The organism is Halobellus inordinatus (assembly GCF_024464655.1).
In the GTDB taxonomy this organism is placed as follows: Archaea; Halobacteriota; Halobacteria; order Halobacteriales; family Haloferacaceae; genus Haloquadratum; species Haloquadratum inordinatus.
Genome location: NZ_JANHAV010000006.1, coordinates 174039 through 188124, shown reverse-complemented (window position 1 = coordinate 188124; position 14086 = coordinate 174039). Strand labels below are relative to the sequence as shown.

15 protein-coding genes are annotated in these 14086 nt (G+C 65.7%); 9 read left to right on the top strand and 6 right to left on the bottom strand.

All coding sequences use genetic code 11. The features are described from left to right. The first annotated feature begins 19 nt into the window (after positions 1-19). Both NO347_RS12460 and NO347_RS12455 read left to right on the top strand, forming a co-directional pair. Positions 20-214 (top strand): cold-shock protein, encoded by a 195-nt coding sequence (locus NO347_RS12460; protein WP_049987241.1) that lies wholly within the window; start codon positions 20-22, stop codon positions 212-214. 215 nt (positions 215-429) lie between these two features. Beyond that, positions 430-1185 carry a hypothetical protein gene (locus tag NO347_RS12455; protein ID WP_256289896.1) on the top strand — a complete coding sequence of 252 codons (756 nt, stop codon included), beginning with the start codon at positions 430-432 and terminating at the stop codon, positions 1183-1185. 90 nt (positions 1186-1275) lie between these two features. Here the strand turns inward: NO347_RS12455 and NO347_RS12450 are convergent, their stop codons facing one another. Then, a complete protein-coding gene (locus NO347_RS12450) occupies positions 1276-2859 on the bottom strand; it encodes a spermidine synthase (RefSeq protein ID WP_256289895.1) in 1584 nt (527 codons plus the stop codon). Between the two features lie 179 nt (positions 2860-3038). On the opposite strand from NO347_RS12450, the gene NO347_RS12445 reads away from it, so the two are divergent. Next, on the top strand, positions 3039-3473 hold the full coding sequence (locus NO347_RS12445) for a universal stress protein (RefSeq protein ID WP_256289894.1): 435 nt from the start codon (positions 3039-3041) through the stop codon (positions 3471-3473). Between the two features lie 98 nt (positions 3474-3571). On the opposite strand, the gene msrB is transcribed toward NO347_RS12445, so the two are convergent. The 4 genes from msrB to NO347_RS12425 form a co-directional block, all read right to left on the bottom strand. Continuing rightward, the gene (gene msrB / locus NO347_RS12440; RefSeq protein WP_256289893.1) at positions 3572-3979 is read right to left on the bottom strand and encodes a peptide-methionine (R)-S-oxide reductase MsrB; all 408 of its coding nucleotides are present in this window, start codon (positions 3977-3979) and stop codon (positions 3572-3574) included. A 65-nt stretch (positions 3980-4044) separates the two neighbouring features. Next, positions 4045-4461 carry a DUF8057 family protein gene (locus NO347_RS12435; RefSeq protein ID WP_256289892.1) on the bottom strand — a complete coding sequence of 139 codons (417 nt, stop codon included), beginning with the start codon at positions 4459-4461 and terminating at the stop codon, positions 4045-4047. A 1-nt stretch (position 4462) separates the two neighbouring features. Beyond that, positions 4463-5167: an RAD55 family ATPase gene (locus NO347_RS12430; protein ID WP_121570437.1), complete on the bottom strand. Its 705-nt coding sequence runs from the start codon at positions 5165-5167 to the stop codon at positions 4463-4465. 123 nt (positions 5168-5290) lie between these two features. After that, positions 5291-6004 carry an HAD family hydrolase gene (locus tag NO347_RS12425; RefSeq protein ID WP_256289890.1) on the bottom strand — a complete coding sequence of 238 codons (714 nt, stop codon included), beginning with the start codon at positions 6002-6004 and terminating at the stop codon, positions 5291-5293. Between the two features lie 105 nt (positions 6005-6109). Between NO347_RS12425 and NO347_RS12420 the strand changes: the two genes are divergently transcribed. Together NO347_RS12420 and NO347_RS12415 are read left to right on the top strand one after the other, a co-directional pair. Continuing rightward, positions 6110-7195 (top strand): NAD(P)/FAD-dependent oxidoreductase, encoded by a 1086-nt coding sequence (locus NO347_RS12420; RefSeq protein WP_256289889.1) that lies wholly within the window; start codon positions 6110-6112, stop codon positions 7193-7195. Positions 7196-7275: 80 nt separating this feature from the next. Next, positions 7276-8055 (top strand): CehA/McbA family metallohydrolase, encoded by a 780-nt coding sequence (locus NO347_RS12415; RefSeq protein ID WP_256289887.1) that lies wholly within the window; start codon positions 7276-7278, stop codon positions 8053-8055. Positions 8056-8129: 74 nt separating this feature from the next. On the opposite strand, the gene ahbB is transcribed toward NO347_RS12415, so the two are convergent. Then, positions 8130-9176, bottom strand: coding sequence for a siroheme decarboxylase subunit beta (gene ahbB, locus NO347_RS12410; protein WP_256289886.1), 1047 nt, complete (start codon positions 9174-9176; stop codon positions 8130-8132). A 128-nt stretch (positions 9177-9304) separates the two neighbouring features. On the opposite strand from ahbB, the gene NO347_RS12405 reads away from it, so the two are divergent. The 4 genes from NO347_RS12405 to NO347_RS12390 all read left to right on the top strand — a co-directional run bounded on the left by NO347_RS12405 (position 9305) and on the right by NO347_RS12390 (position 14086). Then, positions 9305-10378, top strand: coding sequence for an anthranilate phosphoribosyltransferase (locus tag NO347_RS12405; RefSeq protein WP_256289885.1), 1074 nt, complete (start codon positions 9305-9307; stop codon positions 10376-10378). 93 nt (positions 10379-10471) lie between these two features. Continuing rightward, positions 10472-10870, top strand: coding sequence for a nuclear transport factor 2 family protein (locus NO347_RS12400; protein WP_256289884.1), 399 nt, complete (start codon positions 10472-10474; stop codon positions 10868-10870). Positions 10871-10929: 59 nt separating this feature from the next. Then, positions 10930-11466, top strand: a complete 537-nt coding sequence (locus NO347_RS12395; protein WP_256289883.1) for a peptidylprolyl isomerase — start codon at positions 10930-10932, stop codon at positions 11464-11466. Between the two features lie 208 nt (positions 11467-11674). Beyond that, positions 11675-14086, top strand: a complete 2412-nt coding sequence (locus tag NO347_RS12390) for a DNA topoisomerase VI subunit B (RefSeq protein ID WP_256289882.1) — start codon at positions 11675-11677, stop codon at positions 14084-14086.

The window sequence follows — 14086 nt, the reverse complement described above, 5'->3', positions numbered from 1 at the left end:
GGCCATCCGTCTATTTGCAATGGCAAACGGTACGGTTGACTTCTTCAACGACACGGGCGGTTACGGTTTCATCGAGACAGAGGACGCTGACGAGGACGTGTTCTTCCACATGGAAGACGTCGGCGGCGAGGATCTCACCGAAGGTACGGAAATCGAATTCGAGATCGAACAGGCCCCCAAGGGCCCCCGCGCGACGAACGTCGTCCGCGTCTAATCCGGTTCTAGCTGTCGCCGTCCAGCGGTAACGAGGGCGACGCACGATCCGCGATTTTCCGAAGTACTACACCCGATAGCTCCAGTGCTGGAGTGACCGACTGAAAGACGTTCGAGCCGCTGGCTCGGCAGTCGAGACCGACGCCTCACAGAAATGACGGCAAGTAGTCACGACAACCGATAGTATATTGGCGTTCTAACCAGTCGGTGCCGACGATGAGCGTAAGTGTCTCAAACACGATTCAGGGGATGGCCAACCGAGCGAACCCGGTCTTCGGGGCGGGGGCCGTCGTCGTCCCGCTCGCGGTCTTCGTCGCGGCGGTACTGTTCGGAACGACACAGCAGTTGACGTACGTTCACGTGATGGCGGGCGTGCTCTGGACGGGCATCGACCTGTTTATGGCGATGATCCTCGGTCCCGTTTTGGGGGGTCTCGACATCGACACCCGGGCGGCGGTCTTCCAGCGATTCACGCCGAAGATGACGTTCCTGATGCCGACGCTCGCGTTCACGACGATCGTCGGCGGGATGGTTCTGGCGGGCGAAATGGGACTGCTCCCCGGTCTCGCCGCGTGGGGCGGCATCTTCTCTATCGCCGCGATGGGGCCGGCGCTGTTGGCCATCGGCTCTCAGTTTGACGCCTTCACCGACTGGCGCTGGCTGGTGCTCTTCGTCGTCATCGTCGGCGGCGGCGCCGCCTCCCTGGTAGCGAACCTCGGGACGTTCGCGATGCCGAGTACGGCGATTCTGGCCGCGCTGGCCATCGTCAGCGTGCTCACGATCCTCGGGTTCGGCGTGATCCTCCCCGGTGAAGCGCGGATGTACTTAGAGATGACCTCCGAAAATCCGAACGCCGACCTCATCGGCGCCATCGGAATGCGGAACGCGAAGCTGGCCGGGATTCAGGGCGTTCTCCAACTCAGCATCGTCGCCGTGATGGTGTACATCCGCTGGGGCGGATTCGGGTTCTGATTCGGGCGGTCATAGGGACTACCGTAAGTCTCCATAGATTTCTCGCCGGACGATACGGCGAGAATCTCCGAACGGTTACGATAATCCCTATCAGTCCGCCGTGGTCGCAGGCGACCTCGTGTCCGACGTATTTTCCGACGCGTTCGCGCGAACGCGCACGTAGCGCTGTCCGACCATCCCGTCGAGCAGGCTGTCGACCGGGGCTCGGTCGTCTCTGAGCACGGGCACGTCGTCGGTCGGTTCGTCCCGCCGGTAGGAGGCGAGTTCGGGCGCGAGATCGACGCCGATGTCACGGCGCTCGTTCCGTGCCTGGAGCTCCTCGCGCGTGACGAGTGAGTCCGACTTGGTCGCCACCATCTCGATGTTCTGGACGACCGGACCGCCCGCGGTCGGGAAACTGTAGACGTGCGGGAAGACTTGCTGCATCGTCTTGTACTCAGCGCGGTAGAACTCTGAGGCCGGACCGCTGGGCGCGGAGATGAGGTTCGCGAGGAGGACGCCGTCCTCGTCGAGTCGGTCCGACGCGAGGCCCATAAACTCGACCGTCGTCAGTTGAAACGGCACCGAGTCCTTCCGGTAGGCGTCGAGGACGATCAGGTCGTAGGTGCGGTTCGTTTCTTCGAGGAACTGCCGGCCACCGCCGGTGTGGACGTTCATCCGTGGCGAGTCGGGGATGCCGAAGTACCGATCGGCGGCGTCGACGACGGCAGGATCCAGTTCGACGACATCGACGGTCACGTTCGGATACGTCTCGTGAAAGATCCGCGGGCCCGTGAACCCGCCGCCGCCGACGAACAGCACGCGGTCGACGTCGTCGGTGAGCAAAAGCGGCGCGTGGAAGTACCGGGTGTAATCGAAGACGTGTCGCGTCGGGTCGTCGAGGTCCATCGCGCTGTGGGGTTGGCCGTCGAGATAGAGCGTCCGCGTGTCGCCGCGGTCGACGACGCGGAGTTCCTGATAGGGGGTCTGGGTGCTGTAGACGGCGTCGCCGGCGACGCTCGGACCGACGCCACCGGTCGCGGCCGCTGCGACGAGTGCGAGCGCGACGACCCCGACGCGGAGGCCGGACGTTCCAGTGAGTCCGGGCGCGGCGACGACGACCGCGGCGACGACGGCCGAGAGTCCCAACACGAGGCCGATCTGCGGCACCGAGAGCAGCGGCACGAGGAGATACGTCGTCGCGAACGCGCCGACGATGCTCCCGACGGTACCGACGGCGTAGACGTGGCCCGCGGTCGCGCCGACGTCGCCGCCTGCCAGTTCCGCGGCGTAGGGGCTCACGTATCCCAAGAGATACGTCGGCGGTCCGAAGAGGAGCGTGATCGCCGGGAGCGACGCGAACTCGCTGGGAAGCGGGAGGACGCCGGTGGACCGGACGACGAGGTCGCCGAGCAAGACCACGCCAGCGACGTAGAGTGCCGTCACGAGGAAGACGGCGACCAGCCGCGAGTGAGAGGCGTTCGTCGCCGCGCGCTTCCCGCCGCGGTGGTAGCCCAGACTGAGCGCCGCGAGGAAGACGCCGATGATCCCACCCCAGGTGTAGATGCTGTTGCCGAACTCGGGTGCGAGGATCCGCCCCGCCAGAATCTCCAGCCCCATACTCGTCACGCCGGAGACGAAGACGGCCGTTTCGGGCCGCGTCGGCAGTCGCTCTGGGTATAACCGCGATTCCATCACCTCTATGAATGGACGGGGGCGCCTTCAACGCCGCGGCTGTTCCCGTCTCGGGGCTCACTCGGGCCGCCCCGAGCGCACCGGGGCAACGGCAGCCCGAACCCCACAATAGTTCCGGTTCGTGCGGAACGAGAAAGGAGGATATAGGGTGCCGCAGATGATACCTCCGATAGAGCCATATGTTCGAGCGAATCTTGCTGCCGACGGACGGGACTGAGTCGATGGACGCGGTCGTCGAGACCGCAGCCGACATCGCCGGGCGACGCGACGCCGAGGTGTACATTCTCTACGTCATCGACGACCGCGCGTTCCTGACGCTCCAAGACGATATGAAGACTGACGTGCTCGTGGAGTTAGAAGGCGAAGGCGAGGCGGCGACCGACCGCGCGGCGACCCGGCTCCACGAGGCGGGGATCGAGGTCACGACCGCGATCCGGCAGGGCGACCCCGCCGACGAGATTCTGGCGTACGCCGACGAAGTCGACGCGGATCTCATCACGATGGGCACCCGCCGCGGCGACTACACGAACAATCTGATGGGAAGCGTCTCCCAGAATGTCGTCGCGCGGTCGGCGGTCCCCGTCCTGACGACGAACCTCGCCGCCGACGAGTGATACTGTCGGACAGAACTCTGTGACGCGTATCGGCACCCCGTAGGTGCCAATATCACTCACGCACTGCTGTCCGACAGTATGGACCATCGCGCCGCGGGTTACTCCTCGGGGTCGAAATCGAGTGCGGCCGAGTTGATGCAGTAACGCTTGCCGGTCGGCTCCGGGCCGTCCTCGAAGACGTGCCCCAGGTGGCCGCCGCAGTTGCGACACAGCACCTCGACGCGACGCATCCCGTGTCGCGTGTCCGTTCGCGTCTCGATCGCACCTTCGGCGGCGTCGAAGAACGCCGGCCAGCCGGAGCCGGAGTGATACTTGGTCTCGCTATCGAAGAGGGCGGCGCCACAGCCAGCACAACGGTACGTCCCGTCGTCGTCGCGGTCGAGATACTCGCCGCTGAATTTCGGTTCGGTCCCGCGCTCGCGCAGAATCTCGTACTCTTCGTCCGTGAGACGGTCGCGCCACTCGGCGTCCGATTCCGGAAGGTCCTCGGTTGCGTCGTTCGCCATACCGACGGTTGGGACCCGAGCGTCAAGAACTTCGCCCCGCGGACACCCGGCGGCGTCCCCCGCGATCACTCCTCGTCGCGTCGGAGAAGCGAGGGGAATGTGAGCCGTTCGAGATCGCCCGCGTCGAAGCCGTCGAGCAGGGGCGGCCGATCGACCGCGTCGGGAATCTCCGCCGGGCGGTCCTCGACCGTCAGCGACTCCGGCGGCGGCGACGGCGACTCCGCGCTCTCGATGAGCGCCTCCCAGGTGTCCTCGTCGGACTCGTGGTGTGGGCGGACGTCCTGCACCTGGCGTTTTCCTTCCTCGAAGGCCAGATCGAGGACGCTCCGCTCGTAGGCGTTCGACGCGAGCGCTCGGATTCGCTCGCGCTCCTCGGCGTTCCGGTAGCCGAGTTCCGCGGCGATGCCGAGTGCGTACGTCCGACGGATGGCCCCCTCTCCCGAGAGCGTCTCCCAGTCGGTGTCGAAGGCGCGTTCGTACATCTCAAAAGTCCACTCGTTTCGTGGGGTCGACCACGATCCCCTCGTCGGTGAACCGCAGCGATCGGATGTCGCAGTCGATGTCTGTACCGCGCATCTTTACCACCTGAATTCCCCGCGTCATTCCTGTCGCTTCGAGGTAGTTGTGGAAGAAGATGACGCCGTGCGCGAGGTAGTGTTCGTCGGAGTACGCGCTCGGGTCGGTCATCTCGGAGATGAGAAGCGTCGTCGCTTCACAGTCTTTGAGTGCCGTCAGAAAGCGCGTCATCTCCTCGTCGCCGTCGGCGAAGAAGAGCTCTAAGAGCATCGTCGAGTCGATGACGAGTCGGTCGACGTCCCGGGAGTTGACGAAGGCGACGATCTTGTCCGTCAGGCTCTGGACGCTCGAAGGATTCCCGCTCTGAGAGAACTGATTGAGGAGCCGCTTGCCCTGCTTGCTCGCCATATTGACGAACCGGAACTGCTCGGAGGCCGTGAGCGTCTCGAAGCCGAACTCGAAGTTCGACATATCGTCGACGAGTTCCTCGCGAGACTCGTGCATCGTGACGTACAGACTGTTCTCCCCGTTTCTCAGCCCCTCGGCGACGAACTGGGCGGTGAACGTCGTCTTGCCACTTCCCGGTGGTCCGGAGAGGACGTACAACCGGCCCGGGAGAAACCCGCCCTGAATCAGGTGATCGAAGCCGCTGACCCCACTCGGTATCCGCATATGTTGGCCTCTATGGACTCCCGTATAACGGTTCCGGGGCGATTTTCAGAGCGTATAATCCTGGTCGTCGCAATCGCCCGTTTCCGCTGCTGTAGCCGCCTCCTACCGCCGGTCGGGCTGGGGTCACGCGTCCTCGTCGACTGAGAGTCCTCCTCTCGCCGGTCCGTCCGGCGCGAGCGGCACGCCGCCGACGTCGCGAAGATCCCACAGCGAGTCGAGTTCGTACGTCGGTTCCGTCCCGAGGACCGTCTCCGCGCGGTGTTCACGGCGAATGAACGCCGAATCGACGCCCGCCCGGTGCGCCGCTTCGACGTCGCTCTCGCTGTCGCCGATAAACAGCGCTGCCTCGGCGTCGAGGTCGTCGAGCGCGCGCTCCAGATAGTACGGCGCGGGCTTCTTGCGACGGAGGCTCTCGACCGTCGGTTCGCGGCCGTATGCCGTCTCGAACAGCGCTCCGAGGTCGTGATACTCGAGGATCGAGTCGATCGTGGCCTGCTGGTTCGTGCTCACGATCCCGCGCGGGGCGTCGATCGCCGCGAGCGCATCGACGTCGGCGTAGGTGTCTTTCTCGCCGCGCCGCATCGACTGGATCTGCGCCTCGCTCGCCGTCCGGTCACGCGCCGTCCAGAAGTCGTCGGGATCGAGATCGTAGGCCCGACACACCGTCTCTACGGTTTCCGGGGAGACGCCGTAGGAGATCGCATCTACGTGTTCGGGGTCGGGATCCTCGACGCCGACGGCCGCGAATGCGTCGCGCGCCGCCGCAGTGAGCAGATCGAGAGTGACGGGTTCGACCAAGACGCCGTCGTTGTCGAAGATGATCGCGTCGTACTCCATACGATCATCGGGGGCGGCCGCAGTCAAGTAGTTACGGACCGCTCTCGATAGCCAGTGGCCCGGGTCGGCCCGAACGGTAAAGCCCGTTCCCTCCGTGGAGCCACTGTGACTGATCGAGTGGATTCTTCGGTCGATTCGCCCACGCGACTCGGTATCGTCGGTGCGGGCGCAGCGGGCGCTGGCGCGGCGTACGCCCTCCGCGATGCCGATGTCGACGTGACCATCGTCGAGAAGAGCGGCGGCGTCTGCGGGCGGGCGGCGACCCGCCGCAAGAACGGTTGTCGGTACGACCACGGTGCGAACTACGTCACGGAAGCCGACGAACGGACCGCCGCGTTACTCCCGGAACTCGGGACAGAGGGCCTCGTCGAGATCGACGAGCCGGTCTGGACGTTCGATGCCGCGAGCGAGATTACTGCGGGCGACCGGGAGTCGACGAAGTGGACGTGGACCGAGGGGATCACGCAGTTGGCGAAGCGCCTGCTCGCGGCGACCGACGCGACCGTCCACCGGCGGACCCGGATCGCCGAGGTCGCTCGCGAGGAGGGCAAGCGCGTTGACGACGATGCCGCGAGCTGGACGCTCACCGACACCGACGGCGACCGGTACGGCCCGTTCGATGCGCTCCTCCTGACACCACCGGCCCCACAGACCGCCGACCTGCTGCGCGCGACCGACTGGGACGACGACCGGCTCGATTCGCTCGTCGATGCCGTCAGCGCCGTCCCCTATCGGACGATTCGAACGCTCGTCTTTCACTATCCGTTTCGTGACTCCTACCCGTGGTACGGGCTGGTGAACCCCGACAAGGAACACGCGATCGGCTGGCTGTCGCGCGAGGAGTGCAAGGAAGGTCACGTCCCCGACGGGGAGAGCCTGCTGATCGTCCAGATGGGGCCCGAGTGGTCGACCACCCACTACGACGATCCGCTCTCGGACGTCGAACCGGGGGTCGCAGACCGCGTCGCGACGCTGCTCGACGACGATCGCTACGCCGACCCCGACTGGGTCGACGACCAGGGATGGCGCTACGCGCTTCCGGACGCGAGTCTCGACGCCGACGCCGTCCACCTCACCGAAGACGCCGGACTCTACGTCGCTGGGGACTGGGTCGCCGGCGAGGGCCGCGTTCCACGGGCGCTCTGGAACGGCTACGACGTGGGCGAGCGAATCGGATCAGACACGCCGTAAGCGGACCCATCCGAATCACACGCTCGGCTTACTGCTCGTGTGCAGACAGGCTTTACTGCGGGGAGAGCGAACAGACTCCTGTGTCGCTCACCGTCAGAATCGACCCGCACGTCCACTCGGAAGCCTCGTACGACGGGGCTGATCCATCAGAGCTGCTGTTAGAACAGGCAGCCGAGATCGGTCTCGACGCCGTCGTCGTTACCGACCACGACGTCATCCACGAATCCGTACGCGCGGCGGAACTCGCGCCGATGTACGGGCTCGTCGGGATCCCCGGTGTCGAAGTGTCGACCGCGGACGGCCACCTGCTCGCGCTCGGCGTCGAGGAGATGCCGCCGCGCCGCGCGCCGATGGCCGAGACAGTGGCGTGGGTCCGCGAGCGAGACGGGGTCGCGATCGTCCCGCACCCCTTCCAGCGGAGTCGGCACGGCGTCCGGAAGCGGCGGCTCCGCGGCGTCGACCCCGACGCCATCGAGGTGTTCAACTCCTGGGCGTTCACCGGGTGGAAGAACCGGCGTGCACGCCGCTACGCGGACGCGTACGGTTATCCGGGCGTCGCCGGCAGCGACGCGCACAAGGTCGGGTACGTCGGCCGCGCGTACACCGAAATCGAACTCGAAGATGTCGACCGTGCGGAACTGACGACCGACGTCGTACTCGATGCGATCCGCGACGGCGCAACCGGCGTCGAGGGCCGGCGGACGCCGATGCCGACCTCCGCGCGCCACTACGCCGGGGCCGGCGTTCGAAAGAGCAGTTTCTACGCCAAGTATGGTGCCTACCGGAGCGGATCGCTCGCGAAGACGGGCATGCTCGGGGCCGCGCGGATGCTCTACCGCGTCTCGCCACTCTCGCGGTAGGCGACTGACAGTGGGCTAGTCGATCCGGGCTGCAACCTAGCCTTCTCGCTGCGCTTTTCCCCGGGCGACAGCCGCTACTCGTCGTCGGCGCTCACGAGTTCGTCGTAGCGCGCGCCGGTCTGTTTCAGCGTCTCCGTCGAGTAGAGACGCTCGTGCTCGAACGGGAGGTGCTCGCTCGCGAGTTCGTCGATCTTCGCGTCGACGACGTCGCCTTCCCGGCCGTGGATCATCGTGAAGAGGTTGTACTCCCAGTCCTGTTCGGGGCGTCGCGGGCGGTGATAACAGAGCGTGACGAACGGGAGTTCGCCGACGGCCTCGCCCCGCTCGTCGAGTTCGTCGTCGGGGACGTTCCAGACGACCATACAGTTCGAATCGAAGCCGGTGACGACGTGGTTGACGACGCAGCCGATCCGTTTGATACACCCGTCCTCCAGCAGCCGCTCGATCGCCTCGACGACCGCGTCGACGTCGGCGTCGATGGCGTCTGCGACGTCGCGGTACGGTGTCGCCGAGAGCGGAAAGCCGTCCTGAATCTCGACTAGGAGGTCCGCCTCCAGTTTCGAGAGTCCGCCGACGGCCTCCTCGGAGATTCGCGTCGCCGACGCGTCCGTCGATGCAACGCTCTCGCGGGCGAAGGCGTCGTCGTTGACGACGGGGAACTCCAGGTCGATGTAGTAGTCCGTGAGCATCGGGAGGTTCAGCACCGCACAGCCCGTCCGCTCTTCGATCTCCTCTAAGATCGCGTCGCGCTTCTCTCGGGAGGCGGCGGTGACGACGAACCACATATTCCACTCGTGCTCGCGGCGGTAGTTGTGATTCACCTGCCGGTAGCCGTTGATCACCTCGGCGACCTCGTCGAACCGGTCCTCGGGTGCGGAGACGGCTGCAAGCGTCGAACTGCCGATGACGGGGGGGTTCAGAACGGCTCCGAACCGCCGAAAGATGCCTCGCTCGCGGAGGTCTCGGACCCGATCGAGGGCCTCGGTCTCGCCGATACCGAGTGCGTCGCCGACGACGCGGAACGGCCGCTCGACGACGGGAAAGCCGCTCTGGTACTCGTCGACGAGCGCGGCGTCCACGTCGTCGAGGTCGGCGCGCCAGTCGTCTTCCAGTGCGCTCATTGGGGACGCTTCGGCCCGCACGAACGTACCAATTTCGGCCTCCGTCGGGTGGGTCGCACTGACCGCTCGCACCCGCTGCGTGAGAACCGAACGGTCCACTTTTGATGCTCGCATTCCAACGGGAACGTATGGCAAAAGCGTCGGAAACCGCCGAATTCGGGGAGTGGCCGTTGAAACGACTGATGACCGAAGTCGTCGGCACGGGCGTCAAATCCGCCGAGGATATGACGCGCGAGCAGGCGACCGAGGCGATGCAGCGGATCCTCGCCGGCGAACCCGACCACACGACGCTCGGCGCGTTCTGGCTCGCGAACCGCTGGAAGCACAACAACGCGGAGGAACTCGCCGCCTACGCGGACGTAATCGCGGAGGACGTCGTCTACGCCGAACCCGACGCCGACCCGGTCGACTGCGGCGCGAACTACGACGGCAAGGGCGACACCGCCATCCTCGGTGCCGCCGCTGGCATCGTCGCCGCCGGCGCGGGCACGCCCGTCGTCGCCCACTCGGGCGACCGGGTGCCGACGCAGAAGCAGGACGCCTACAAGCACGTCCTCGACGAACTCGGCGTCCGTACCGAACTCGTCCCCAACGAGAGCGCCGGGATGGTCGACGAGACCGGCTTCGGTTTCTACTACCAGCCCGAGTTCGCCCCGCGCGTCCACGCGCTGTGGGAGCGCCGCGACCAGATGGGCGTCCGCACGTTCGTCAACACCGTCGAGACGATCGCGAACCCCGCGAAGGCCGACGTCCACCTCGGCTCGTTCTACCACCTCGCGTTCGCGAAGAAGATCACGGACACCTTCGAGCAGATGGTGTCTCAGAGCCCCCACCGCGTCGTGATGTTCCAGGGGATGGAGGGCTACGACGACATCCGGCCGGGTTACACGAAGGTCGGCGAGTGGACCGACGGCGAGTTCCGCGACTACGAGATCGAGACGCCGGAGTACGGGATGGACTTCGAGTACGAGGACCTCGAAGTCGACCCCGACGACGTCGCCGGCGACTCCGCTCGGTTGACCGAGGAGATCATCGCGGGCGAGCGCGAGGACCACTTCGCGGACGCCGTCGCGCTCAACGCCGCGTTCCGAATCTACGCCCGCGAAGACGCCGAGACGCTCGATGAGGGCCTGGAGATGGCCCGCGAGAGCATCGACTCGGGCGCAGCGGAAGCCGTCCTCGAAGATCTCCGCGCGTTCTGAGCGCAGTTTGGGCGTCGGTTCCCTTTTCGACAGTCGGCAGTTCACTTCTCGACCGCCGACAGGTGTTTTTCTCGCACGCGCGTTGTTTCCGATATGACCGCCGAGACGACTGCCGAGGCACGCATCCGCGAGTACTACGAGGCGCTGCGGAACGGAGAGCCGCTGTACCCATTCTTCGCAGACTGCCCCGACGTCGTGAAGTTCGGGATTACCGAGCGGTTGACCGGATACGAGGAAATCGAAGCGGGACTTCGCGAGCAGACGGCGACGACCGCAGACTGGACCGCCGAGAGCCGGAACCTCCGGGTCGTCGAACGCGACGATCACGCGTGGTTCTCCGACGACGTGCGGATGGCGTGGCACGACGTCGCGGCGGACCGCGAGTACGACTTCGACAGTCGGTGGAGCGGGACGCTCGAACGGGAGGAGAACGAGTGGCTGTTCGTCGGGATGCACGTGAGCGCGGTCCCCGACGGGCCGCTCGCGGAGTGACGTCTTCCCGGATCAGACTGAGAGGACACCGTTTTGTATCAGTCGCTCCTCTCGTGGGTATGGTCGACGACTCCGAACTGGAGAACCCCGAGAACCCGGTCGTGACGCTGCACACAACGACGGGCGACATCACGCTCGAACTGTTCGAGCAGCGCGCGCCCCGTACGGTCGAGAACTTCCTCGGTCTCGCGACGGGCGAGAAGGAGTGGAGCGACCCCGAGACGGGCGAGACTCGCACGGACTCCCTCTACGAGGGAACGGTCTTCCATCGGATCATCGACGGCTTCATGATCCAGGGCGGCGACCCCGAAGGAACGGGCCGCGGCGGCCCCGGCTACACCTTCGACGACGAGTTCCACGAGGACCTGAACCACGACGGCGCGGGCGTCCTCTCGATGGCCAACCGCGGCCCGAACACGAACGGCTCGCAGTTCTTCATCACGCTCGACGCCCAGCCGCATCTCGACGGCCGCCACGCGGTCTTCGGCCACGTCGTCGAGGGAATGGACGTCGTCGAGGAGATCGGTAACGTCCCGACCGATAGCAACGACAAGCCCGTCAAAGACATCGAAATCGAATCGATCGACGTCGAGTAATCCGATCTGCTCCGGTCCGCTCCTTACGATACATTTCTTCTTTCGGCCGCGTGCGCGGTGGCCACTCCTGAGCCGGTGGTCCGTCCGAACGGGTCGTTCCCCGATTTTCCTCGTGTGCGACCGCGCTCGCGGCAGTATCTCGACCGTTTCACTTTCACCCCGCTGCCGAACCCTTCTTAACCGTTCGTTGGGTACGACAGTCCACAGAATGACCTCGTTTCAGTCGACGCTCGGCGAGGAGGAAGGAGGCGGGATCGCCGAGGAGCTGGCGGAAGGCCAGCGCGCGATCTCGATCGCCGAGTTCTTCGAGAAGAACAAACATATGCTCGGCTTCGACTCGGGCGCGAGAGGGCTCGTCACCGCCGTCAAGGAGGCGGTCGACAACGCCCTCGACGCCACCGAGGAGGCCGGCATCAAGCCCGACATCTCGATCGAAATCCGCGAATCCGGCGACTACTACACTCTGATCGTCGAGGACAACGGACCGGGTATCACGCGCGAACAGATCCCGAAAGTCTTCGGGAAACTGCTCTACGGGTCGCGCTTCCACGCCCGCGAACAGTCACGCGGGCAGCAGGGAATCGGAATCTCCGCGGCGGTGCTGTACTCACAGTTGACCTCCGGGAAGCCGGCGAAGATCACCTCTCGCACGCAGCGCTCCGAAACCGCCCAGTACTTCGAGCTCATCATCGACACCGACACCAACGAGCCCGAGATCCAGGTCGACGAGGAACGCGCGCCGGGCGAGTCCGATCTCTCGCCGACGCACGGCACGCGCATCGAGATGGAGATGGAGGCGAATATGCGGGCGCGCCAACAGCTCCACGACTACGTGAAGCACACGGCCGTCGTCAATCCCCACGCGCGGCTCGTCCTCAACGAGCCCGGACTGGACGAACCGCGGCACTACGAGCGCGTCGAGGGCGCGGATCTGCCGGCCGAGACGGAGGAGATCCGTCCGCACCCTCACGGCGTCGAACTCGGGACGCTCATCAAGATGCTCGGCGCGACTGAGTCGTACTCCGTATCGGGCTTCCTACAGGAGGAGTTCACCCGTGTCGGTGCGAAGACGGCCGAAAAAGTGCTGAACAACTTCCGGGATCGGCACTTCGGTCGCGAGATGGGCTGGGCCGCGCCGCGGGACCCCGAGACGTCGCTCGAAGACGCGATCGACGACGCCGTCGCCAACAAGGGCGCGGAGGCGACCGCGACGTTCGCCGCACGCGTCGCCGACACGCTCACCTCGCGCGAGCGGACGACGCACGCAGAGCTCACAGACATCGTCGACACCGTCGCCGACGACGTCGGTGAGGAGTTCGGGGCGACGTTCGGGAGCACAGTCCGAGAGAACGCCGTCGAGGCCGCGTGGGACGTCCTCACCTCGGACCTCGAAGCCGACCTCTACCCGCTCGTCGACGACGCCACGAGCACCCGGAAAGACGACGCGACTGTCTCCGGGCTGGCCGATCGGCTGGCCGACAAATTCGACAGTGGCGGCGACCCCCGCCACCGCGCCACGTACGCAGGACTCCGCGACTACGTCGACCGCTCGGCGGATCGGCTGGTCTCCGAGGACGTCTCGTTCGGCGACACCGCCCGCGAGAACGTCGTCGATGCTGTCTGGACCGCGATGCGTACCGTCCCCGACGAGGTTCCGAAAGTACGAGCGATCGCCGACGACCGCGACGTCGCCTCCGAGTTGTTGGAGGCGATGCGTGAGACCGACATCCTCGCACCGCCGACGAACTGCCTCTCGCCGATCACGGCCGAACTCGTCGAGGCGGGCCTGAAAAAGGAGTTCGACGCCGACTTCTACGCGGCGGCGACCCGCGATGCAGAGGTCCACGGCGGCGACCCCTTCATCGTCGAAGCCGGCATCGCCTACGGCGGCGAGCTCCAGGACGGAACGGTCGACCTGCTCCGCTTCGCGAACCGCGTCCCGCTGGTCTACCAGCGCGGGGCGTGTGCGACGACCGACGTAGTGAAGACCATCGGCTGGCGCAACTACGGACTCGACCAGCCCGGCGGCTCCGGGATGCCGAACGGCCCGGCGGTGATTATGATCCACGTCGCTTCGACGAACGTGCCGTTCACGAGTGAGTCGAAAGACGCCATCGCGAACATCCCCGAGATCGAAGACGAGATCGAACTCGCCATCAGAGAGGCCGCCCGCGACCTCAAATCCTACCTCAACAAGCGGCGCTCGATGCAGAAGCGCCGGAAGAAACAGGACGTTCTCGGACGGATCCTGCCCGAGATGGCCGACAAGCTCTCGGAGGTCACGGGCCGGCCGCGGCCGAACATCGACGGCGCGCTCGCCCGGATTATGAACAACGTGAGCGTCGAGCGCGAGGTCGACGGCGACACCGTCACGCTCGTCGTCGAGAACCACTCCGACCGGACCGAAGAACCGGAGATCACCGACATCCTTTCTGCGGAGCCGTCGGACCTCCCCGAGGACGCCAGCGTCGTCGACCTCGACGGCGAGTGGTTCGTCTCTTGGGAGCCGTCGGTGCCGGCGGGCGAGTCGGTCGAACTGACATACACGGTTTCGGGAGACGCGTCGTTCGACGTCGACGTCGACGGCGTCGAGAACGAGAAACTGACGATCAACGCCTAA

Bases quoted from the DNA above. Each gene is read 5' to 3' on its own strand.
- NO347_RS12460 (WP_049987241.1), top strand. From the start codon at position 20: ATGGCAAACGGTACGGTTGACTTCTTCAACGACACGGGCGGTTACGGT.
- NO347_RS12455 (WP_256289896.1), top strand. From the start codon at position 430: ATGAGCGTAAGTGTCTCAAACACGATTCAGGGGATGGCCAACCGAGCG.
- NO347_RS12450 (WP_256289895.1), bottom strand. From the start codon at position 2,859: ATGGAATCGCGGTTATACCCAGAGCGACTGCCGACGCGGCCCGAAACG.
- NO347_RS12445 (WP_256289894.1), top strand. From the start codon at position 3,039: ATGTTCGAGCGAATCTTGCTGCCGACGGACGGGACTGAGTCGATGGAC.
- msrB (WP_256289893.1), bottom strand. From the start codon at position 3,979: ATGGCGAACGACGCAACCGAGGACCTTCCGGAATCGGACGCCGAGTGG.
- NO347_RS12435 (WP_256289892.1), bottom strand. From the start codon at position 4,461: ATGTACGAACGCGCCTTCGACACCGACTGGGAGACGCTCTCGGGAGAG.
- NO347_RS12430 (WP_121570437.1), bottom strand. From the start codon at position 5,167: ATGCGGATACCGAGTGGGGTCAGCGGCTTCGATCACCTGATTCAGGGC.
- NO347_RS12425 (WP_256289890.1), bottom strand. From the start codon at position 6,004: ATGGAGTACGACGCGATCATCTTCGACAACGACGGCGTCTTGGTCGAA.
- ahbB (WP_256289886.1), bottom strand. From the start codon at position 9,176: ATGAGCGCACTGGAAGACGACTGGCGCGCCGACCTCGACGACGTGGAC.
- NO347_RS12405 (WP_256289885.1), top strand. From the start codon at position 9,305: ATGGCAAAAGCGTCGGAAACCGCCGAATTCGGGGAGTGGCCGTTGAAA.
- NO347_RS12400 (WP_256289884.1), top strand. From the start codon at position 10,472: ATGACCGCCGAGACGACTGCCGAGGCACGCATCCGCGAGTACTACGAG.
- NO347_RS12395 (WP_256289883.1), top strand. From the start codon at position 10,930: ATGGTCGACGACTCCGAACTGGAGAACCCCGAGAACCCGGTCGTGACG.
- NO347_RS12390 (WP_256289882.1), top strand. From the start codon at position 11,675: ATGACCTCGTTTCAGTCGACGCTCGGCGAGGAGGAAGGAGGCGGGATC.